Consider the following 22733-nt stretch of genomic DNA (forward strand, 5'->3'; position numbering starts at 1 on the left):
CGGAGAAGGCCGTCTTTGAAGTCGAGTTTTTGCAACAAACGCTGGACTTCTGCCACATGCGGTCGTACTGTTCCCGACACCAAGACGAAACACATTCCTCTCCCGCATCCCGTCCGCCTGAAGGGATAGATCGATGTCGATAAAAGCAGTCCGGGTGGCGCTCGTCGTCGCGCTCGGGGCCGCCGCGCTCGCCGCGTGCGGTGACAGCAAGGACGACGCCGCCGCCGGGGGGCCGACGACCATCACGGTCGACTGCCCGCCGCAGAAGACCGACAACGACGGCAAGTCGCTGCAGCTGTGGAACGACGATGTCGCCGCCTTCCAGAAGGCGCACCCCGGCGTCACCGTCAAGACCATCTCGGTCGGCAGCCAGTGCAACAACCCGCCGGACTTCACCGCCCGGCTGCAGGGCGGCACCCAGGCCGACGTCTTCTACGGCTACATGACCGACCTCGACCAGGTGCTCGACGCCAACGCGGTCGAGGACATCACCAAGTACGTGACCGCCGAGACGATCCCGAACTGGGACAACGTGCTGCCGGCGATCAAGGACCCGTTCATCGAGGACGGCAAGCTCTACGGCATCGGCTACGCCGGCTACGGCCTCGGCCTCGTGATCAACAAGAAGCTGTTCCAGCAGGCCGGCCTCGACCCGAACAAGCCGCCGGCCACCTGGCAGGAGGTCGCCGCGGCGGCCAAGAAGATCGGCGCGCTGGGCAACGGCATCGCGGGCTACCAGGAGTACAGCGCGGGCAACACCGGCGGCTGGCACTTCTCCGCCGCCCTGTACTCCCGCGGCGGCTCCGTGGTCAGCGAGGACGGCAAGAAGGCCGCCTTCAACACCACCGAGGGCAAGGCGGTGCTCCAGCAGCTCAAGGACATGCGCTTCACCGACAACAGCGTCGGGGAGAAGCAGCTGCTGCAGTGGGCCGACCTGCTCACCAACGCCGGGGCCGGCAAGGTCGGCATGTACGTCGGCGCGCCCGACACCATCAAGACCATCGTGACCCAGTTCAAGGGCCAGTACGAGGACTGGGCGATCGGCCCGATGCCCGGCGACAACGGCCCGGCCAAGTCCACCCTCGGCGGCGGCAGCGGGTACTTCTTCAAGAAGGGCCTCACCCCGGCCCAGATCAAGGCCGGCCTGCAGTGGCTCGCCTTCGAGGAGTTCACGCCCGGCCAGGGCCAGTTCAACTACGTGGCCCAGAAGGGCATGGGCGTCCCCGTCGGCCTGCCCGAGCCGCTCATCTGGAAGCCCGGCTCGGACGTGCAGAAGCAGGACGACGAGCTCAAGAAGGCCAACAGCAACCTGAACCTGGCCGACTACGCGCCGTACGCGAACAGCCCGCTCACCATCAAGGCCGAGCCGCCGCGGGCCCAGGCGATCTACGCCGTGCTCGACGCCGCGATGTCCGCCGTGCTCACCCAGCCCGGCGCCGACATCAACGCGCTGCTGGCCACCGCCGAGCAGAAGGTCAACACGATCCTGTCCCAGGAGTCCTGAGTGGACGGCGCGGTCCGGCTCGACGGCGCGGTGCGACCGGCCCGCGCCGTCCCGAAGGCCCGGGGCATCCGGCAACGCCGCCTGGTGCACAACCTGACCGGGCACGGCTTCCTCGCCGGGGCGGTGGTGTGCTTCGCGTTCTTCTCGTGGTACCCGATGGTGCGCGAGATCGTGATGAGCTTCCAGCGCACCCGGCGCGGGGTCACCACCTGGGTCGGCTGGGACAACTACGTCCGGCTGTGGCACGACCCCAGCTTCGCCGCCGCCTGGCGCAACACCGCGATGTTCACGGTGCTCGCCCTCGTCATCGGCTACGCGCTGCCGTTCCTCATCGCGGTGCTGCTCAACGAGCTGCGCCACGCCCGCGGCTACCTGCGGGCCCTGGTCTACCTGCCGGTGATGCTGCCGCCCGCCTCGGCGCTGCTGCTGTTCCGCTGGGCCTACGACCCGGGCGAGTCCGGCATCTTCAACTACCTCCTGCACACCCTGCACCTGCCCACGTCACAGTGGGTGCAGTCCACGGCGATGACCCAGCCCTCGCTCGTCATCGCGTCCACGTGGATGAATGTCGGAAGTTCGATTCTCGTGTACCTCGCGGCGCTGCAGAACATCCCCGGCGAGCTCTACGAGGCGGCGGAGCTCGACGGGGCCGGACTGCTGCGCAGGCTCTGGCACGTCACGGTGCCGCAGACCCGGCTGATCCTGTCGCTGATGTTCCTGCTGCAGGTGGTGGCCACCATGCAGGTCTTCATCGAGCCGCTGATCCTGGCCGGCGGCGCCGGTGTGGAGGACTCGGCGACGTCGGTGGTCTACCTGATGTACCAGCACGCGTTCAAGCAGAACGACCTCAACGGCGCCGCCGCGCTCGGCGTGATGCTCATGGTCGTGCTGGCCGGATTCTCCGTCGCCTACGCGCGACTGAGCCCGAAGCAGGATTAGGCGGTACCAGATGCGCACCCTGATTTCCACCGCCCGGCTGCAGCGCCCCGGTGCCCGCCGCGTCTACTGGCTCGTCGTCGCGCTCGTCATCGTCCTGTTCACCGTCGTGTTCATCGGCCCGCTGTACTGGATGGTCACCGGCGCGCTCAAGAGCGGCCCGGAGGTCGCGCAGATCCCGCCGACGCTGTTCCCGCACGACCCCCAGCCCGGCAACTACGCCGAGGCATGGACCGCCCTGAGCCTCGGGCGGCTGCTGCTCAACACCGTCTGGTACGCGTTCGGCGCGCTCGTCTTCCAGCTGGTCTTCGACGTGGCCGCGGCCTACGCGTTCTCCAAGCTGCGCCCGGCCTTCGGCAACGTGTTCCTGGGCCTGATGCTGGCCACGCTGATGATCCCGTCGACGGTGCTGGTGATCCCGCAGTACGTCACCGCCATCGACCTGCCGCTGCTGCACTGGAACCTCATCGACACCCCGTGGGCGATCTGGCTGCCGGCGGTCACCAACGCCTTCAACATCTTCCTGCTCAAGCGGTTCTTCGACTCGATACCCGCGGACCTCATGGCCGCGGCCGCGATCGACGGCGCCGGACCCCTGCGCACCCTGTGGTCGATCGTGCTGCCGATCTCCCGGCCGATCCTCGGCGTGGTGTCCATCTTCTCGCTCACCGCCATCTGGAAGGACTTCCTGTGGCCGCTGCTGGTGGAGCCGTCACAGGACACCCGGACGGTCAACGTCGGCATCTACGCCTTCTCGCAGGGTCTCACCCAGAACGTCGTCATCGCCGGCGCGGTCATCGCCGCCGTGCCGACCGTCGTGTTCTTCCTCATCTTCCAGAAGAACATCATGTCCGGCCTCACCACCGGCAGCCTGAAGGGCTGAATCTGCTGATGTCACGTCGCATGCTCGCGGCGGCGATTGTCGCTGCCATCATTCTGTACCCCACGCCGGCCTCCGCCTCCGCTTCGGTTGTCGAAAAGCCCGGCGCCGACGTCCCGTTCACCACCTATGAGGCCGAGTCCGCCGCGTCGAACGGCGGCCGGGTCGGGCCCTCGTTCGCCTTCACGCAGCTCGCCGCCGAGGCCTCCGGGCGGCGCGCGGTCAGCCTGCGGGCCGGGCAGTGGGTCGAGTTCACGCTGAAGTCCAAGGCCGACGCGGTCAATGTGCGCTATTCGGTACCCGACGGCAGCCCCGACTCGAAGCTGCGCGTCTCCACCGGCGTGGAGCTGCCGCTGACCGCGCGGTGGTCGCACGTGTACGGCAACTTCCCGTACACGAACGACCCGGCCGACGGCGGGCCGCACCACTACTTCGACGACGTGCACGCGCTGCTCGGCCGGACGCTGCCCGCCGGGTCGAAGGTGCGGTTCACGGCCACCGCGCCGGTCGTGCTCGACCTGGCCGACTTCGAGCTCGCCGGCGGCCCGTCCGCCCGCCCGGCCGGGTTCCTGAGCGCGGTGGACTTCGGCGCCGATCCGAGCGGCGCGGCCGACTCCGGGGCGGCGATCCAGGCCGCGCTCGACGCCGGAGCGCAGCAGGGCCGCGGCGTGTGGCTTCCGGCCGGGGTGTTCCGGGTCCAGCAGCACCTGACCGTCAACAACGTGACGCTGCGGGGCGCCGGGCCGTGGCACACCGTGCTGCGCGGGGCCGGCGTGGGCGTGTTCGGGGCCGGCACCGCGGCCGTGCACCTCGCGGATTTCGCGATCGCCGGGGACACCGTCGTGCGCGACGACTCCACATCGGACAGCGGGCTCGGCGGCACCATGGGTGGCGGGTCCACCGTGGACAACGTGTGGATCGAGCACACCAAGGTCGGCATGTGGTTCGACGGGCCCAGCGACGGGCTGACCGTCAGCCACGCCCGCATCCAGGACACGATGGCCGACGGCGTGAACCTGCACAACGGGGTCGCGCACACCGTCATCCGGGACACGTTCGTGCGCAACACCGGCGACGACGGGCTGGCCATGTGGTCGGACGGCAACGCCGACCACGACAACGCGTTCGTGCACGACACCGTGATCGCGCCGCTGCTCGCCAACGCGTTCGCCATCTACGGCGGGCGGGACAACGCGGTCACCGACAGCGTGGCCGCCGACACCGTCACCCAGGGCGGCGGCATCCACGCCGGCAACCGGTTCGGCGCCGTGCCGCTCGCCGGCACCACCACCATCGCGCGCAACGTGATCCTGCGGGCCGGGAACCTGGTGCCGAACCCGCCGGAGGAGATCGGGGCGCTGTGGTTCTACGCCGCCGACGCGCCGATGACCGGTGCGGTCGACGTGCATGACGTGTCCATCGTGGACAGCCCGTTCGCGGCGGTGCAATTCTTCGGGCAGCGCATCGACAACGTGCGCCTCGACCGGGTCGCGATCGTGCGGGCCGGGACGTTCGCGCTGCAGCTGCAGGCGCCCGGGTCGGCCCGCCTGTCGTGGGTCGTCGCGGCGGGGCTGGGTGCGGCCGGGCGGTACGACTGCGGCTCGGGTTTCGTCCTCGACCGCGGCGCGGGGAACCTCGGGTGGACGGGCACGCGGTGCGGATTCCCGCCGGCGGGGGCGCTGCGGCTGAGCGCGGACAGCCTCGACTTCGGCAACCAGGCGCTGCACACGGCCGGGACGAAGTCGTTCACCATCACCAACCCGGGGCCGGCGCCGATCGCCGTCAACGCGCTGCGGGCGCCGGCCGGGTACGCGGTCTCGTCGGCGTGCGCGACGATTCCGGCCGGTGGGTCGTGCACCGTGACGGTCACGTTCGACCCGGACCACGCCGGGGTCTTCGCCGAGCGGATCATGGTCGACACCACTTCGCCGGCCGGGCCGTACGTGGTCGCGGTGCGCGGTGTCGGGTTCGACCCGGACGGGAACCTGGCGCTCGGGCAGCAGATCACGTCCAGCTCGCAGGCGCTGTCCTGGACCGGGCCGGCGAACCTCATCGACGGGGACCCGGGCACCTACTTCGAGTCGGCCAACAACGCGTTCCCGCAGACCGTCACGTTGGACCTCGGCTCCCAGCAGACCGTTTCCCGGCTGGTGCTGAAGCTGCCGGCGAACTGGGGCGCGCGGACGGAGACCATCGCCGTCTCCGGCCTCGTGCCCGCGACCGACTACACGCTCGACCCCGACACCGGCAACGCGGTTTCCATCACCTTTCCGGCCACGGCGCTCCGGACGCTGACGCTGACGTTCACCGGCAACACCGGGTGGCCGGCGGCGCAGCTGTCGGAGCTCGAGGTCTACGCCCACTAGAGGGGGTTTGTTCCATGCATCGACGATTGATCACCGCGGCGGCCGCCATCGCCGTGGTGCTCGGGGGCGCCGCCATCGCCCTCGCCGCCCGTCCCGCCGACGCGGCCACCGCCACCTACCAGGCCGAGTCGGCCGCCCTGTCCGGCGGCGCCGCGGTCGCGACCGACCACAGTGGATACACCGGCGCCGGCTTCGTCGGCGGGTACACCGACGGCAACAAGGGCGCGGCCGCCACCACGTTCACGGTCCAGGCCGGCAACCAGCTCGCCCTGCGCTACGCCAACGGGACCGGCTCGCCGAAGACGCTCTCGCTGTATGTCGGCGGGGTGCGGCTCCGCCAGATCACCCTCGCGGCCACCGCCAACTGGGACACGTGGGGGACCGCGACCGAGAACGTCTCGCTGACCGGCGCGTCGAACACGGTCGCGTACCGGTTCGACAGCGCCGACTCCGGCAACGTGAACCTCGACAGCCTCACCGTGTCGTCGGCGGCCTCGAGTGGACTCGAGGCGGAGAACGCCGTGCTGTCCGGGGGCGCCGCGGTGGCGAGCGACCACTCCGGGTACACCGGGACCGGGTTCGTCGGCGGGTACACCGACGGCAACAAGGGCACCGCGGCCACCACGTTCACGGTGCCGGCGACGTCGTCGCTGACGCTGCGGTACGCGAACGGGACCGGGTCCGCCCGCACGTTGTCGCTGTATGTCAACGGCGCTCGGCTGCGGCAGATCAGCCTGCCGGCGACGGCGAACTGGGACACGTGGGGGACGGCGACCGAGAGCGTGTCGCTGACGGGGGCGTCGAACACGGTCGCGTACCGGTTCGACGCCACCGACTCCGGCAACGTCAACCTCGACAACCTCTCCGTGGGTGCGGCGGCTTCGCCTTCGCCGTCCGCCTCTCCCACGTCCTCCACCTCGCCGCCGCCGACCGGGTCCGGCCGTTCCTACGAGGCCGAGGCCGCGTTCTTCTCGAGCGGGCCGAGTGTGGCGACGAGCACCGGCGGTTACAGCGGCAGCGGGTACCTCACCGGCTTCACGGGTGTCGGCGCGCGGGTCATCGTGACCGTGAACGCCCCGGCCGCCGGTGCGCGCCAGGTCGGGCTCCGCTACGGCAACGCGGCGGGTGCCTCGCGGACGTTGTCGCAGTACGTCAACGGGATCAAGATCGGCCAGGTGAGCCTGCCGGCCGGCAGCGGGTGGCTGACCGCCACGCAGACGGTGACCCTCCGCGCGGGCGTCAACCTCATCGGCTGGCAGGTCGACAGCGGGGACAACGGCGGGGTCAACGTCGATGTCATCACCGTTGACGGCGGGCTGGCGCTGGCGTCCCGCGGGGCGACGATGCCGTACACCGAGTACCGGGCGGCGGACGCGGCCACCAACGGCGCCAAGCTCGCGGCGAGCCGCACCTACCTGACGATGGCCAGCGAGGCCACCGGCCGCTCGGCGGTCCAGCTCACCGCGACCGGCCAGTACGTGCAGTTCACGCTGAGCAAGCCGGCCAACGCGCTGACCATCCGCTACTCGATCCCCGACTCGGCGGACGGGGCGGGGGCGAGCGCGCCGATCTCGCTGTACGCGAACGGCACGCACGTCAAGGACATCACGCTGACCTCGCGGTACTCGTGGGTGTACGGCGCCTACCCGTACACGAACGTCCCGTCGCAGGGCTCGGCCCACCACTTCTTCGACGAGATTCGCGCGACCATCGGCGACTTCCCGGCCGGCACGGTCCTGAAGCTGCAGAAGGACGCGAGCGACACCGCCGGCTCCTACACCATCGACGTGGTCGACGCCGAGCAGGTCGCGGCGGCGTACACCATGCCGGCCAACTTCGTGTCGGTCACGTCCTACGGGGCCACGTCCGGCGACGGCTCGGACGACACCGGCGCGCTCGGCAACGCGATCTCCGCCGCGCGTGCGGCCGGCAAGGGCGTGTGGATCCCGGCCGGGACGTTCGACATCACCGGCCGGATCAACGTGCAGGGCGTGGCGATCCGGGGCGCCGGGCAGTGGTACAGCACGATCAAGGGCCGCAACGGCAAGGGCGGTTTCTTCGCGACCGGCTCCGGCGTCACCATCGCCGACCTGACGATGTCCGGCGACGTCACCTACCGCGACGACACGAACTTCGACACCGGCATCGAGGGCAACTTCGGCACCGGCTCGCTGCTGTTCGACGTGCGGATCGAGCACACCAAGACCGGCATGTGGATCTCCGCCGGCACCGACGGGCTCTACGCGGCCGCGATCCGGATCGGGAACACGTTCGCCGACGGGGTGAACCTCAACTCCCGCGACGGCGTCGTGCAGAACACCCGGATCGACCAGTCGGCGGTGCGCAACACCGGCGACGACGCCCTGGCGATGTTCTCGCAGACGCATGCGGTGACGAACTCGAAGTACACCTTCAACACCGTCCAGACGCCGCTGCTGGCCAACGCGGTCGGCATCTACGGCGGCAACGGCAACGTCGTCGCCGACAACCTGCTGTCCGACACGGTGACCGGCGCGGCCGGGATCGCGGTCAGCAGCAGGTTCGGCATCCCGTTCAGCGGCCCGACCACGGTCGCCCGCAACACCCTGACCCGCACCGGCGGCTACGAGCCGAACTGGGCGTCGAACCTCGGCGCGCTGTGGATCTACGCCGACCAGTCCGACATCACCACGCCGGTGACCGTCACCGACACCACCATCCTGGACAGCACCTATCAGGCGGTGCTGCTCAGCTACGGCCACCGCATCGGCAACCTGCTGCTGGACCACGTGACCGTCAGCGGCGCCGGCACCTGGGGCATCGACGTCTACAACGTCACCGGCGCGATGACCGCCAACTACGTGACCGTCACCGGCGCCGCCTCCGGCGGGCTCAACAACCCGGGCGGCTACTCGATCACCCGCGGCCCGGGCAACTCGGGCTGGTAAACCCGTACAACCACTGGGGAGACGCTCCATGCGTTCGAACGGCTGGTGGCGCACCGCCGCCATCTACCAGATCTACCTGCGCAGCTTCGCCGACGGCAACGGGGACGGCGTGGGCGACCTCGCCGGCCTGCGGGCGCGGCTGCCGTACCTGAGGGACCTGGGCGTCGACGCGCTCTGGCTGACGCCGTGGAACGTCTCCCCGATGGCGGACGGCGGCTACGACGTCGCCGACTACCGCGACATCGACCCGCTCTTCGGCACCCTCGCCGACGCCGAGCGGTTCCTGGCCGAGGCGCACGAGCAGGGCCTGCGGGTGCTCGTGGACCTCGTGCCCAACCACTGCTCCGACGCCCATCCGTGGTTCCGGGCGGCGCTCGCCGCGCCGCCCGGCGACCCGGCCCGCGCCCGCTTCTGGTTCAGCCCCGGCCGCGGCGCCGACGGCGAACTCCCGCCCAACGACTGGACGTCCTACTTCGGCGGCCCGGCCTGGACCCGCCTGCCCGACGGCGAATGGTACCTGCACATGTTCGCCCCGCAGCAGCCCGAACTGAACTGGGAGCACCCCGGCGTCCGAGCCGAGTTCGAGGACGTGCTGCGCTTCTGGTTCGACCGCGGCGTGGACGGCTTCCGCATCGACGTCGCGCACGGCCTCATGAAAACCCCGGGCCTGCCGGACGTGGGCGCGGCCCCGGACCCGGCCGACCTGCCCTACCAGGACCACGACGGCGTCCACGAGATCTACCGCGCCTGGCGCGCGATCGCCGACAGCTACGAGGACCCGCGCGTGTTCGTGGGCGAGGTATGGTTGCCGACGACGGCGCAGTTCGTGCGGTACCTTCGCCCGGACGAGCTGCACTCCGCGTTCAACTTCGAATTCCTGTGCTGCGCGTGGGAGCCGAACGCGATCCGCAAGACGATCGACGACACGCTGGACACGCATCGCCTGGTCGGGGCGCCGCCGACGTGGGTGCTGTCCAATCACGACACCATCCGGCACGTGACCCGCTACGGTCGCGAGGACACCACCTTCGACCTGGGCAACCGCCGGCATGGCGCGTTCACGGACCCGGTTCTTGGCGTCCGGCGGGCCCGGGCGGCGGCGATGCTGACCCTTGCCCTGCCTGGCGGCGTGTACGTCTACCAGGGTGACGAGCTTGGACTGTCCGAAGTGGAGGATATTCCGCTCGATCGCATTCAGGACCCGACTTGGGAGCGGTCGTCCCACACGGACCGCGGGCGGGACGGGTGCCGGGTGCCCTTGCCTTGGTCGGGGGACGCTTCGCCGTTCGGCTTCTCGTCGCCGGGCTCGTCGTCTTCGCCGAGTTTGTCGTCTTCGGCGGACTCTTCGTCTTCGGCGGACTCTTCGTCTTCGGCCGGCTTGTCGTCGCCGGGCTCGTCGTCTTTGCCGAGTTCGCAGGAGCCGTGGTTGCCTCAGCCGGCGTCGTGGGCGGCTTTGACGGTCGAGGCGCAGGAAGCCGATGCCTCGTCAATGCTGCACTTGTACCGTGCGGCGCTGGCCCTCCGCAACGCCCGGTTGGTCTCGCTTCCGGAGGAGATCACCTGGCTCACCAGCGACGACGGCGTCCTGTCCTTCCGGCGTGGCGACGGCTTCGCTTGCGTCGTGAACTTCACCGCCGCGCCGGCCCGGTTGCCGGAGCATGCCGCGGTGTTGCTGTCCAGCGAGCCCGTTGTCGACGGGCTGCTGCCGGCCGATGGTTGCGCCTGGCTGGCCGTCTGACTCCAGCCGCGTAGTTGCCGGTTGTTGCCGTGAGTTTCCGGGCGCTTGGGCAAGCGCCCGGAAACCTTGCCGTCGGTGTTGCCGCGTTTCCGCGCGTTTCGGCAAGCGCCGGGAAACCTTGCCGCCGGTGTTGCCGCGTTTCCGCGCGTTTCGGCAAGCGCCCAGAAACCTTGCCGCCGGTTTTACCGCGTTTCCGCGCGTTTCGGCAAGCGCCCGGAAACCTTGCCGCCGGTGTTGCCGAGTTTCCGTGCTTTTCGGCATGCGTTCGGAAACTCCCGGGCGGTCGGGGATCTCTGTCGGGGAACTCGGTCAGGGGATCTCGGTCAGGGGATCACGGTGATGTGGTCGCAGCCGAAGAACGACGTGCCAGCGCCGGGCCCGAAGCGACCGCGAACACAGATCTCGGTAGTTCCCGGTTGGACGCCGAGCTCGGTGAGACTGGCGTGCAGCAGCGCATCACGGTCCCCGTCGACGGTGGTCTCGTCGAGCTCGGGCGCATATTCCCCGTGAACCTTGCCGTGCACCTCGGCGCTACCGGTGCCGGCGGCCACCAGCGGCCCGCGTACGCCGACGCGCACCGTCGGAGCCTGGATCGAGCCGGCGTTGAAGGCAACCGGATTGCCGTACTCGCCGGCGTTGGTGGTCAACACGACCACCGGCAGCTCGCCCTGCGGCACGACCTGCACCGGGTTGGTCAGACTGCCCGGCAGCACGTTGACCGCGACCGGGACAGCGCAGTCGATCGTGAACGTCACCGGCTTGCCGTCGTTGCCCGGCTTGACGTCGGCGACCTTGGCCTTGACCGGCGCGACGGACGTCGTCACCGTCACGGTCCGGGTGCCGGGGGAGGTGCAGGTGACGGCGTAGTCGCCGCCGTACGTGACGATGTTCGGGGACTTCGGGTCCTTGCTGACCTTCAGATCCTTGCTTGCAAAGGTCCGGCTCGCCGGCGTCACCGTCAGCCCCGGGGAGGCGGCAACGGTCTGGGTCACGACCGCATCGACCGGCCCGGCCGGCCCAAGATTCGCCACGCCCGCCGCCGCGTGCAGCGTGACCGGCTTGCCGAGCACCCCGAGCGGATCGCCGGCGGCCGTGGCCGAGGTCACCGCGAGGTCGGCCTGCACACACTCGCCATCCGCCGGATTGGCCAGGCAGAACTCATGCACCGCCGGACGCAGGTCGACGGTGGCGAGGTCAGTCCCGGCCCTCAGATCGTGCACCCGCAACGCGGCCGTGTCGGCGTCAAACGGCAGGAAGAGCGTCCCCGGCCCGTCGCGACGCACCATGCGTTCGGCGCCGGTTGGAGTCTGCTCGAAGTACCAACGCGGATCCCAGGCATTGAAGGATCCAGCGGATGCCCCGCCCTCGTCGGTGAGGAAGAGCCGCAGCAGCGGGGGATCGCCGAGGTGGGAGTAGGAGCGCTCGCCAACCACGGTGGCGCGCACGAGCGTGGCCGCTGACGCCCCGAAGTCGAGCTCGACCGCGAACGCCTTGGCCGGGTCATCGAAGTCGTACTGGGGCTGCGGCGCCGTCGCCGGATTCGTCGGCCCACCGCTCGAGGCCGACGTGGCCCGCACCGTCAGCGTGACCGCAAACAACGCGACGGCAACAACGGCAACGGCGACCAAGGCACGCCGCCCGGCCCGCACCGCGTTGCGTGCACTCTGCCCGGCTCGGACCGCGTTGCGCGCACGCCGCTCGGCTCGAACATCGGTCGGGAGCGCAGTGTTGTGGGCACGCCCGGCTCGCACCGCGTTGCGAGCGCCCCGCCCGGCTCGCGCCGCGATGAGTGCACGCTGCCCGGCACGAACCGCGTTGTGCGCACGCCGCTCAGCTCGAACAGCGTTGCGAGCACTCCGCCCGGCTCGAATAGCGGTCGGGAGCGCAGTGTTTTGTACACGCCGCCCGGCTCGAACAGCGGTCGTTAGCGCAGTGCTCAGAACCGTGAGTGCGGTGCGGGAAGCCGTGGCCAGAACGGAGACAGCGGCGAGAATATGTCGGCTGAATCGCGTTGTGGTGGTGCTGCGTGCCGTGCCCGAGTCGGCGTTCGCGGCGGGGGCGTGGCGGTTGGATGGCGTTGTGGTGGTGGTGCGTGCCGTGCCCGAGTCGGCGTTCGTGGTGGGGGCGTGGTGGTTGGATGGCGTTGTGGTGGGGCGTGCCGTGTCCGGTCCGGCGGTCGTGGTGGGGGCGCGGTGGTTGGATCGCAGCTTGGCGAGGGCGCGTCGAAGGGTTCTCATGGTGGCCTCCCTCAGCACTTTCCGGCGACGCAGTTGGCGATGAACCAGTCCATGCGGCGGATGTCGGCGGCCTGTGGTGGTCGGCGGTCGGAGTTCATCAGGTCGGTGTTGTCGGGTTCGGACAGCGACCAGTTCTGGGCCGGGTTCGGGCGGGAGTCGGTGATCGTGCGGCAGTCGGCGGGGGTGCGGCCCAGGTCCGGGGCGTCGGTCTGGCACTCGCCGCGTGAGTCCCACAGGTTCGGGAAGGGCGGGTTTTCGAAGTAGCCGCCGTCGCAGCAGTACTCGTCGGCCAGGCCGAACGGGGCGTGGCCGGTCTCGTGCAGGACCGTGCCGAGTGAGCCGGGCTCGGCGGAGAAGACCGAGTCGCCGGTGGCGCAGTCGCGGAAGTTGTCGGTGTGCAGGATCGCGCCGACGTCTCGCCAGGCGTACATGAACCAGTTCTTCGGTGTTGTCAGCACGCACTCGGTCGCGCCCGGGTCCTCCCGGGTCGGCGCGGAGACGCGGTCGGCGTCACCGGTGTCGTCGGCCAGCCAGAAGTTGAAGCGGTTCTGGTTGGCGAGGAACCAGTCCTGCCCGTAGTAGGCGCCCTTGATCACGTTGGCCACGTCATCCTGGAAATCAGGGTCGTCGGCGCCCTTGTAGCTGTCCTCGTCGGGGATGAAGACCACGTCAACGCTGTTGACTCGGGCGCCTGTGTAGATGACCGGGATGCCCGGGCTCTCGGTCTCGGCTCCCAGTCCGGTTCGGCGCCAGCCGGTGAAGACTGTTTCGCCGTCGGCTTTCGCGAGGCAGCCGTACACCAGGTTGCCGCCCGGGATGTCCTCGACCACGAAGGTCGTGCTCGACTTAATGCTCACGTCGAGGTCGGCCGCGGCCTGGTCGCCGACCCAGATCTGCAGCGTGTCCGCGATCTTCTTGTGGTCCACGAGCGGCGGCGCGGGTGAGCCGTCGGAGAAGTCCTCCACGGTGTCGCCGACCTGCACCGACCCGTCCAGCGCCTCGATCGTGATCGTCACGTCGTCGCCGGCCTTCGGCCACAGCGGGGAATGGGTGCAGCGCACCGCCAGCCCGTCGGTCGCGGCCGGTACGTCGACCTCGACCCGGAAACGCAGGTCCGCGTTGCCGTCGCCGTCCTGGCTGCCGCCGCTGGTGATCGCCGTGACGCAGCTGCCGGGCGCCTCGCCGGCCACGTGACAGGGGAGCAGCGTGACGTGCAGATCGAGCTCGGTGCCGTCGGCGCTGGAGATGTCGCAGACGTCGTCGTCGAAGTTGAGCCCGTCGTCCTCGTCGTAGAGCTTGATGACGACCCAGGCCTCCGAGGTCTGGTCGACGTCGAACTCCTTCTCCGCCGTCCAGTTCGGCGAGATCGAGTCCTCGTCGGTGATCTCCCCGAACTTGAACTCCTGGCCCTCGATCGCGATCGTCGAGAAGAAGTCCGATCCGGAGCCGTTGTCGGTGCACCCCTGCTGCTGGACATGCTCGACGACAACCCGCAGTTTGACCGTGCTCGAAGCCCACGAGTTCGGCGTCACGGCCGACTGCGTGCCCAGCACCATGCCGACACAGACCAGCGCGGCAATCGTTTTCCGTCGTTTCATGAGGTACCGCCCATCCCGTCCGACGTCAGGGATGAACAGCCTGGTCGGCAACCTTCGGGAGGCGTTCGGGAAATGTTCAGAAAGCGGCCGGAAACGCGGCCGGAGGCACGTCGATCTCGCGCATCCGGCTGACGTATTCCCGATAGTGCCGAGCCGCCTCACCGTGCCGCCCGGCCGCGGAGAGCGCACGAACAAGCCCGAGGTGCGCCGGCTCGTCGTACCGGTCGTCGTCGGCGAGCCGCCGGTACCACCCGACGGCCGCCTCAGCCCGCCCCGCCGAGATCGCGCCCGGCGTGGCCCCGCCCGGCACCATCGCCGCCTGCAGACACCGCGCGGCGAGCCGCCGCATCACCTCGCGGTGCAGCCCGGCGAGGACCCTTCGAGGGCGCTCGAACCAGTCACCGGCGATGTCACCGGTGTCGTCGAAGTCGCCGGTGTACAGGGCGAGGACCGCCTCCAGCCGCGCCGCCAACAACTCGTCGCCGCCGCTGCCACCGTGGCTGTGGTTGTGGTCGTGGCCGCCGTCGTTGTTGTGGCTGTGGCCGCCCTCGTGGTCGTGTTCCTGGCCGCCGTCGTGGTCGTCGCTATGGCCGTGGCCGTCGCTGTTGCTGTGGTTGTGGCCGCCGCCGTCGCTGTGGCCGCCGCGGCTGCGGACGTTGGCGTTGGAGTTGGCGTAGGCGGCCGTCGCGGCGTCGGCGGCGATCACCGCGCGGGCGGCGTCGTGGAATCGCAGGGTGTCGAGCGCGACGTGCTCCGGGTTGATGCGTACCGTGGCCGGGTCGGTGACGAGGTACCGGTCGGTGGGGTAGCGCCGGTCCGGGTCGAGCACCCCGCGGACCGTGGAGATGAGCACCGACAGCCGGCGCAGCGCGATGGGCGCCGGCACGTCCGGCCATAGCGCGGTGGCCAGTGCCGGGCGGGCGGCCGGTCGCCCGAGTAGGCCGGCGAGCACCTTGAGCAGGTCGCGGGCCTTGCGCGACTGCCAGCGGCTGCCGGGGACGGCTGTTCCGGCCAGTCGTACCTGGAAGTTTCCGAGGACCTGCACCTCGACCTCGGCTGCGGGCAGGGTTCCGATCGCGGCCAGGGGACCGGCGATGTGCCATGCGCCTCCCTGTACGCCGAGCTGGAGCAGCCGCTCGCGGGCGATGTCCTCGGCCAGGCGGTCACCTTTGACCCGGGCCTGCAGCACCGCGTTGACGGCCAGCGCGAGCTCGTTGCCCAGCTCCGCCCAGATCACCGCGGCTTCGAGCAGGCTCGAACCAGCACGGCCGCCCGCTTCGAGTTGACTCCAACGTGCGCGTCCGCCCTCGTGGAGATGGCTCGACGAAGAGTGCCCGCCCGCTTCAAATTGATTCGAGATCGCGCGCCCACCCGCTTCGAGCCGACTCGAAGGTGCGCCCTGGGCCGCTTCGAGCTGACTCGAAGGTGCGCCCTGGGCCGCTTCGAGCTGACTCGAAGGTGCGCCCTGGCCTGCTTCGAGCTGACTCGAAGGTGCGCCCTGGCCTGCTTCGAGCTGACTCGAAGGTGCGCCCTGGCCCGCTTTGAGCTGACTCGAAGTCGAGCGCCCACCCGCTTCGACATGGCTTGAACTCGCCCGTGAGCCGCGTTCGGGCTGACTCGAATTCGCGCGCGGGGCCGGCAAAAGGGCACTCGAACCCGTGCGCCGGGACGGCGAAAGGGCGCTCGAACTCGCGGGCGGGGTCGGTGAGAGGGCACTCGAAGTCGTGCGTTGCGGTGAGCGATCGGCCAGCGCGGCCAATTCCAGCGCCGCCGCGAGCGCAGCCGGGTCGCGCCGCTGGCCTGCTCGGACGCGTACCGTGTCCGCGTGCTGCCGGGCCGTCGCCGGGTCGCCCGAGCACAGCGCGACCCACCCGGCGGCCAGCTCAGCGCCCGGCATGGCCAGTTCGAGGTGCCGCGCCGCCGCGGTGGGGTCGTCGGCGTGCCGGATGCGTGCCAGGCCGGCGTGGGCCTCGGTCAGGACCTGGGCGTTTCCTTCGGGTTCGGCCACGGCCAGCGCGGCCTGGTACGCGGCCGTCGCCTGATGCATCGCCCCACGGGCGAGATGCACGCGCCCGGTCAGCGTGTGGCCGAACGCGGCCAGCGGGGAGCGCGCCCGCTGCCACAGCGACACAGCCTGGTCGGCGTCGGCTCGCGCCCGCTCCAACCGGCACAGGCCCAGCCAGGCCTCGGCCCGGTTGATCAGAGCCAGAGCCAACAGCGTCGGGTGTACCGTCTGTGCCCCCAACCCCACCGCCTCGTCCAACTCCTCGACGGCCGCCCGGTATCGTCCCTCCTCGATCAGCCGGGAGCCGACGTTGCAGTGGATGCGCAGCTGCTGCTCGAGGTCACCGGCGCGGCGGGCGGCGAGGGCCCGGGCGTACGCGTGCTCGTTGCCGGCCCGATCGCCGTCGCTGAAGGCGGCCAGCGCCTGGGCCACGTACGCCGCCGCGATGGCCTGGTCGTCGCCGCACCCCTCCGCGATCCGCACGGAATCCGCGGCCAAGCGTCTCGCCGCCGGCTGGTCGCCGGTCGCCCACCGCACCGAGGCCCACCCGGCAAGCACCTGCGCCCAATCAGCCTGCGAAGACAAGCCCGGCACGGATGCGGCCTGCGCAGACGAGCCCGCCGAGGATGCGGGCTGCGAAGACAAGCCCGGCGCGGATGCGGCCTGCGCAGACGAGCCCGCCGAGGATGCGGGCTGCGAAGACAAGCCCGGCGCGGATGCGGCCTGCGAAGACGAGTCCGGCACCGCCCGTGCGTAGCAGGCGTCGGCGGCGTCGAACTCGCCGCGCAGGTGCAGCGCGCGGCCGAGCCGCCACGCGAGCGCCGCGGGCAGCGGCAGGTCCGGCGGCAGGCCCGCGAGGTGGCGCAGTGCCTCGTCGGCCCGTCCGGTCCGGACGGCCGCCTCGACCTGCTCCAGGTCCGCGGTCACCCGTTGGACGGTATCGATGGCATTTGTTCCGCGACAATCACATAGCCGACGCACCCCGAGCAGGGAAAACGACCGGTGCGGCCGCGTCAGACGAGTTGTTGGCCGCCGTCGATGTCGTAGGTGGCGCCGGTCAGGGCGGTGTTGGTCATGAGGTGGACGGCCAGGGCGGCGACGTCCTGCGGGCCGACCACGCGGCCGATCGGCAGGGTCCGGCGCAGTTCGTCGCGGCGGCGGTCCAGGTCGTCGCCGAGCAGCTGGGCCGAGAGCGGCGTGTCGACGAAGCCGGCGGCGATGGCGTTCACCCGGATCGGGGCCAGCTCGATGGCCAGGTTGGCGATCAGGGCCGGCTTCGCCGCGGTCATGGCGCCCGGCAGGACCATGCCGGGGCCGGGGCGGCGGCCACCGGTACCGCTCATGAACAGCAGCGTCCCCGCCGGCCGGATGCGGCCGGTGACGGTGCGGGCCAGCGCGATCGGGAGCCAGAGGTGCTCCTCGACCAGGCGGCGGGCGCGGGTGAGGTCGAGCTCGGCCAGCCGGGCGTAGTAGTTGCCGCCCGCGGTGGTCAGGACGTGGTCGACCGGGGACGGGAGGTCCTCGAAGAACCGCTGGAGGGCCTCGGGATCCGTCGCGTCGAAGGCGGCCGTCTGCGTCGCCCCCACGTCCGCGGCGGCGTGGGAGAGGCGGTCCGGGTCCCGACCTACCAGTACAACCGCGGCACCTTCGGTGTGGGCCAGTCGGGCCGTCTCCAGGCCGATCCCGCCGCTGCCGCCCAGCAGCACGACGGTCTGGCCGGTCAGTGGGCCGCTCACGCCGTGTGCACCGTAAACCGCACCATGTCGCCCAGCCTAGGCCGGGAACCGCACCCCGTTGTCGATAGGCGGGGTGAAATCCGGTCCGGCTGGGAAGGATACGGGCATGACCGCGGTGTACACCTGGGACGTATTCTCCACGCTCGACGGCTACGGCTCGTACGCCGAGCCGGGCGACTGGGGCGGCTACTGGAGCAAACAGGGGCCTGAGCTGCTCGCCCACCGTGCCGCGCTGTTCGGCACCGATCAGCGGATGGTGTACGGCGCGACCACGTTCCGCGAGATGGCCGGGATCATGACGTCGGGCATCGACCCCAACGCGCTGGACGAGTGGAACCTGCGGACCATGCGGGCACCGGCGACGGTGATCTCGTCGACGCTCACCGACACGCTGGGCTGGCCGGACGCCACGATCGCGCGGGGCGACGCGGTGGAGATCGTGAAGGGCTTGAAGGAGGCTTCGGATGTACCGTTGCGATCTCAGGCAAGCCTCTCGCTGAACTGGTCGCTGCTGGCGGCCGGGCTGGTCGACCGGCTGCAGGTGACGATCTTTCCGGTGATCTCGGGCCGGACCGGCACCAGCCCGATCCTCGGCGGCGCGGGGGACTTCGACCTGGAGCTGCTCGAGCAGCGCACGCTGGACGGGCACATCCAGGAGCTCGTGTACCGGCCGACGGCGCACTGACCGTGCCCGATCCCGCGCTCATCGACCTGCTCTGTGCCGTGACCGGGGCGACCGTGCACTACGAGGTCCGCGACGACCGGGGCCGCACGATGGACACGCTGAAGGTGATCGCCGATCCGGCCGGCGGCTACATCGCGGTGTACCACTGCGGCGTCGGGCGCGGCATGTTCGAGGTGCACGTCGCGACCTCGCCGGACCTCGCCACCTGGACCTCGCGGGCCCGCCTCGACGCGTTCGCCTCGCAGCCACACATCATCGGGCTGGACGACGGCGGGTTCCTGGTCGCCATCGAGGCGGGCGGCGCGGGCACCCCGCCGTGGCTGCGCCTGCTGGACTACGCGAGCCGCGACGACCTCCTTGCCGGTACCGCCGCCCGCACCTTCGACGCGCCGCACACGCTGGTGCCGCGACGGAAGTACGCGGAGGGCACGCCGAACATCTACTCGGCCTCGGCCGACCGCGAGCGGATCGAGGTCGGCTTCCACTACTTCCGGCGGGGCCGGGTGGACCGGCAGGGGCGGGGCGTGCTCGAGGGCTTCAGCGAGTGGTCGGCCACGCCCGAGCCGTACATCGACAGCGCACTGGAGCGCTGGGGCGTGCGCGGCAACATCGGCGGCCGCGACGCGTTCCGCTGGGAGGACCGGGAGTACCTGCTGGTCGAGGGGCAGACGGAGGTGCACGGCTGGCACACCTGGCGGACGTACCTCTACGACGTGGCCGAACAGTCCGCCTGGCCGCTGCCGATCCTCACGCACGGCGGCAGCGCCGCGATCGCGAACCCGTCGATCACCGTGCTCGACCTGCCGTCGGGCGAGCCGGGCCTGGTGGTCACCGCCTACCTGTTCCACGTCGGCGCCGCCACCGGCGAGGGCGGCCCTATGCTCTTCCACCGCGCGGCGCCTCACTGACGGTCGGTGGTGCATCGGCAGCAGGCGCTGAAGCGGAACGGCTCCGCGGTGGCGTACCGCCAGACGCGCTCGCAGCCACCGCAGTGTCCCGGCTCGACCACTCGCCCGACGGCCAGGACGCCCACGGATCGGGCACCACCACGGCGCAGGGCCGAGGCGGCACTCTGGGTGCGGGCGCCGCTGGTGAAGGTGTCCTCGATGAGGAGGACCCGCTGCCCCGCCAGATCGCCGGCGCTCACGAAGCCGCGGTCGGTGGCTCGGAGGCGCTCGATCCGCGCGTCGCCGAGGGTGAGCAGCTCGCGGTGCAGCGGTCCGAGGGCCGCCACCCGGTGGACGGCGGTGACGAGCGGATGCACCCCAAGCCGGCCGCCGGTGCTCGGCACCGTGGTCACGACCGTCGGCTCGCCGTTGATCAGCTCGGTGACGCAGGCCCAGTGGGACGCCAGGAACCGCGCCAGCGTCGCCGCGACCACGGCGCCGAGATGTCGCCTGACCTGCGGGTGCCACCGGGAAGACCACCTGGCGGGTGGTCACCTTGCAGCTGTAGCACAGCCGGTCGGTGGACTGGATGCCGCGCCGGCACACCGCGCAGATGCCGGTGCCGATCGGCGGCACGCGCCGGAATGCGGCGATGTACGGATCGGTGTAATCCTCGGCGGCCGTCATGCCTCATCCGTGAGGTCGAGAAGCGTCCGTGCGGTTCAGAAAACGTCGGTGCGGGCTTAGAAGCTCAGGGTCAGCTGCTCCGGCACGGAGGCCAGTTTGACCAGTACGTCCAGGACGTCGTCGAGCCGTCGCACGACCAGGACGCCCGGCCGCTCGGCGTAGCGCTGGGCCCACTCCTGGGACTCGACCAGCGACTCGAGCAGGAAGAGCCGCTTGCCGTGCTCCAGGGCCAGCCGGGCCTGCATCTTGGCGCCGCTGGTCGCGGAGGCCTCGATGACGACGGTCCCCATCGCCATGCCGCTCATGACGACATTGCGCATCGGGAAGTGCGCCTGGCGTGGCGGCGCGTCGGGCCAGAACTGGGAGACCAATGCACCCCGGGCGGTGATCTCCTCGGCCAGCCGGCGGTTCTCGCTGGGATACGCGGGCGTCAGGATCCCGTGTCCGACCACCGCCACGGTCCTGCCGCGATCCACGCCGAGCGCCGCCGTGTGCGCGGCGGTGTCGATACCCCGGGCCAGGCCCGACAGCACTGTCACCCCCGCGCTTGCGAGGTCGCGGGCGAGGCGGGTCGAGCGTCGCACGCCCCCCGGTGACGCGTCCCGCGTGCCGACCACGGCGATCGCGCGAAAGTCGCTCTCGCGCAGCTCGCCCCGAACCCAGATGAACGGCGGCTTGTTGTAGATCATCTGAAGATTGGCGGGGTATTCGCGATCGAGCACGGTGTAGAGCCGGCCACCCCTGGCCGCCGTCTGCTCGATGGTGTCCCGGGCCCAGGCCAGGTCGCCGGGCTCGATGCGAGCCACCAGCTCATCGGCGAGCTTCTGATTCGGTGCGGCCAGGGCCTTGGTGTGCCCGTCGAGGAGCCGGAGCGCGCTGCCGGCCTCGGAGATCGCCGCCGCCGTCCGGTACCAGTCGCGAGGGGAAGCCTTGGTCAGCGCAAGCACGGCGGCCTGCTCTGCCGCGTGGTCGCCCATCTCCCCCTCCTTCGAACGCACGTTCGATCAGGTTAGTCGCTCGTTGTGCAGTACGGTAGTGCCTCGACGTCGCTTGGTTGCGACAAGTGCCCAGCTTTCGGGGCGTGTTCAGCCCTCACCGCGCAGCAGGGCGGTCATCTCGGGCAGCTTGAAGTAGTCCGCCGTCGCCACCGCCGAGGGCGTCCCGCCGTCCGGGTCGGCGCCCGCCGCGAGCAGCGTCGTCACCGTCTCCGCGTTCTGCCGGAACACGGCGGCCGCGAGTGCGGTCTGGCCGCGGTCGTTCACCCGGTCCGGGTCCGCGCCGCGGGAGAGCAGGGCGGCCACCGTCGCCGGGTGGTTGTGGTACGCGGCGAGGATCAGCAGGGTGTCGCCCTTGTCGTTGGTGAGGTTCACCGGCACGCCGGCCGTGACGTTGGCCGCGAGCTCGTCGGCCGCGCCGGAGCGGGCCAGGTCGAACATGCGGTGGGCGAACGCAAGGGTCTCGTCATCCAGCTCCGGCATGAGGAACAAGCTTACGCTGGCGAGAAACTTGCGGTACGTGGCTTTCAAGACACTTCCGTGCGGCGCGCGGAGGGTGTGAGCTGCAGGGGTGAGAGGGATCCACCGGGTCGTGGTGCTCGTGCTGGACGGGGCCAAGCCGCTCGACGTCGGGATTCCGGCGCAGGTGTTCACCAACCGGCCCGGGATGCCGTACGAGGTGCACGTCTGCGGAGCCGCGCCGGGACTGGTGGCGGGCGGGGACGGGCTCGCGTACCACGTCGCCGAGGGGCTCGACGCGTTCGCGGCGGCGGACACGATCTTCATTCCGGGGTACCGGCATCCGGATCGTGAGGACCCGCCCGGCGAGGTCGTGAGCGCGCTGCGGGACGCGCACGCGCGCGGGAAACGGTTGGCCGCGATCTCGACGGGGGCGTTCGCGCTGGCCGCGACCGGGCTGCTGGACGGCAAGCGGGCCACGACGCACTGGCACTACACACACGAGCTGGCGCGGCGGCATCCCGGAATTCTGGTCGACGAGGACGTGCTGTTCGTCGACGAGGGGGAGGTGCTCACCTCGGCCGGTGCGGCCAGTGGGATCGACCTCTGCCTGCATCTGGTACGCCGCGACCACGGCGTGGCCCTCGCGAACGTCGTCGCCCGGCGGCTGGTCGCGGCGCCGTACCGCAGCGGGGGTCAGGTGCAGTACATCCCGCGCAGCGTGCCCGAGGCGGTCGGCGAGCACTTCGCCGCGACCCGGCAGTGGGCCCTGCAACGGCTCGGCGACTCGCTCGCGCTCGAGGACCTGGCCCGCAACGCGCGGGTGTCGGCGCGGACGCTGTCGCGGCGGTTCGTGGAGGAGACCGGGTACACGCCGACGCAGTGGATCCTGCGCGCCCGCGTCGACCGGGCGCGGGAGCTGCTGGAGCGCAGCGGGCTCGGCGTCGAGCAGATCGCGGCGCAGGTCGGGCTGGGCACCGGGGCGAACCTGCGGATGCATTTCCAGCGCATCCTGGGCACGTCGCCGAGCGAGTACCGCAAGACGTTTGGCGCGAACCTTGCGGGAAGTGGCGAGCGGCCCGCTGTCGGCTGA

Annotated in this window: 16 protein-coding genes; 9 read left to right on the forward strand and 7 right to left on the reverse strand. The window is 70.8% G+C overall.

What is annotated here, in order from left to right:
- Positions 1-133 precede the first annotated feature (133 nt).
- Genes ACQP00_RS24665 through ACQP00_RS24690 form a run of 6 tightly spaced genes read left to right on the forward strand, consistent with a single transcriptional unit; the run spans position 134 to position 10351 of the window.
- On the forward strand, positions 134-1504 hold the full coding sequence (locus ACQP00_RS24665; protein ID WP_433222879.1) for an extracellular solute-binding protein: 1371 nt from the start codon (positions 134-136) through the stop codon (positions 1502-1504).
- Positions 1505-2443 carry a carbohydrate ABC transporter permease gene (locus ACQP00_RS24670; RefSeq protein WP_433222881.1) on the forward strand — a complete coding sequence of 313 codons (939 nt, stop codon included), beginning with the start codon at positions 1505-1507 and terminating at the stop codon, positions 2441-2443. It begins immediately after the preceding gene.
- Between the two features lie 10 nt (positions 2444-2453).
- Positions 2454-3323: a carbohydrate ABC transporter permease gene (locus ACQP00_RS24675; protein WP_433222883.1), complete on the forward strand. Its 870-nt coding sequence runs from the start codon at positions 2454-2456 to the stop codon at positions 3321-3323.
- Positions 3324-3331: 8 nt separating this feature from the next.
- Complete coding sequence (locus ACQP00_RS24680; protein ID WP_433222885.1) at positions 3332-5686, forward strand: choice-of-anchor D domain-containing protein; 2355 nt, start codon at positions 3332-3334, stop codon at positions 5684-5686.
- Between the two features lie 14 nt (positions 5687-5700).
- A complete protein-coding gene (locus tag ACQP00_RS24685; RefSeq protein ID WP_433222887.1) occupies positions 5701-8613 on the forward strand; it encodes a CBM35 domain-containing protein in 2913 nt (970 codons plus the stop codon).
- A gap of 28 nt (positions 8614-8641) precedes the next feature.
- Positions 8642-10351, forward strand: coding sequence for a glycoside hydrolase family 13 protein (locus ACQP00_RS24690; RefSeq protein WP_433222889.1), 1710 nt, complete (start codon positions 8642-8644; stop codon positions 10349-10351).
- Between the two features lie 323 nt (positions 10352-10674).
- On the opposite strand, the gene ACQP00_RS24695 is transcribed toward ACQP00_RS24690, so the two are convergent.
- From ACQP00_RS24695 to ACQP00_RS24710, 4 genes are all read right to left on the reverse strand, one after another.
- Positions 10675-12000, reverse strand: coding sequence for a hypothetical protein (locus tag ACQP00_RS24695; protein WP_433222891.1), 1326 nt, complete (start codon positions 11998-12000; stop codon positions 10675-10677).
- A gap of 599 nt (positions 12001-12599) precedes the next feature.
- Positions 12600-14186 carry a hypothetical protein gene (locus tag ACQP00_RS24700; RefSeq protein ID WP_433222893.1) on the reverse strand — a complete coding sequence of 529 codons (1587 nt, stop codon included), beginning with the start codon at positions 14184-14186 and terminating at the stop codon, positions 12600-12602.
- 76 nt (positions 14187-14262) lie between these two features.
- A complete protein-coding gene (locus ACQP00_RS24705; RefSeq protein ID WP_433222894.1) occupies positions 14263-17118 on the reverse strand; it encodes a BTAD domain-containing putative transcriptional regulator in 2856 nt (951 codons plus the stop codon).
- 86 nt (positions 17119-17204) lie between these two features.
- Complete coding sequence (locus tag ACQP00_RS24710; protein ID WP_433222896.1) at positions 17205-17927, reverse strand: SDR family oxidoreductase; 723 nt, start codon at positions 17925-17927, stop codon at positions 17205-17207.
- A 106-nt stretch (positions 17928-18033) separates the two neighbouring features.
- Here ACQP00_RS24710 and ACQP00_RS24715 point away from each other — a divergent pair, with 106 nt between their 5' ends.
- Positions 18034-18612, forward strand: a complete 579-nt coding sequence (locus ACQP00_RS24715) for a dihydrofolate reductase family protein (RefSeq protein ID WP_433222898.1) — start codon at positions 18034-18036, stop codon at positions 18610-18612.
- Positions 18613-18614: 2 nt separating this feature from the next.
- On the forward strand, positions 18615-19520 hold the full coding sequence (locus tag ACQP00_RS24720; RefSeq protein WP_433222900.1) for a hypothetical protein: 906 nt from the start codon (positions 18615-18617) through the stop codon (positions 19518-19520).
- On the opposite strand, the gene ACQP00_RS24725 is transcribed toward ACQP00_RS24720, so the two are convergent.
- The 3 genes from ACQP00_RS24725 to ACQP00_RS24735 all read right to left on the reverse strand — a co-directional run bounded on the left by ACQP00_RS24725 (position 19514) and on the right by ACQP00_RS24735 (position 21664).
- Entirely contained in the window at positions 19514-19993 is a 480-nt protein-coding gene (locus ACQP00_RS24725; protein ID WP_433222902.1) for a ComF family protein, read from the reverse strand. The two genes, ACQP00_RS24720 and ACQP00_RS24725, sit on opposite strands and share 7 nt — an antisense overlap.
- A 249-nt stretch (positions 19994-20242) precedes the next feature.
- Positions 20243-21184, reverse strand: a complete 942-nt coding sequence (locus ACQP00_RS24730) for a DNA-processing protein DprA (RefSeq protein ID WP_433222904.1) — start codon at positions 21182-21184, stop codon at positions 20243-20245.
- An 87-nt stretch (positions 21185-21271) separates the two neighbouring features.
- Positions 21272-21664 carry an ankyrin repeat domain-containing protein gene (locus tag ACQP00_RS24735; protein WP_433222906.1) on the reverse strand — a complete coding sequence of 131 codons (393 nt, stop codon included), beginning with the start codon at positions 21662-21664 and terminating at the stop codon, positions 21272-21274.
- Positions 21665-21752: 88 nt separating this feature from the next.
- Between ACQP00_RS24735 and ACQP00_RS24740 the strand changes: the two genes are divergently transcribed.
- Positions 21753-22733 carry a GlxA family transcriptional regulator gene (locus tag ACQP00_RS24740; RefSeq protein WP_433222909.1) on the forward strand — a complete coding sequence of 327 codons (981 nt, stop codon included), beginning with the start codon at positions 21753-21755 and terminating at the stop codon, positions 22731-22733.

The sequence above is a fragment of the Dactylosporangium sp. CS-047395 genome, from assembly GCF_050942185.1.
Classification (GTDB): domain Bacteria; phylum Actinomycetota; class Actinomycetes; order Mycobacteriales; family Micromonosporaceae; genus Dactylosporangium.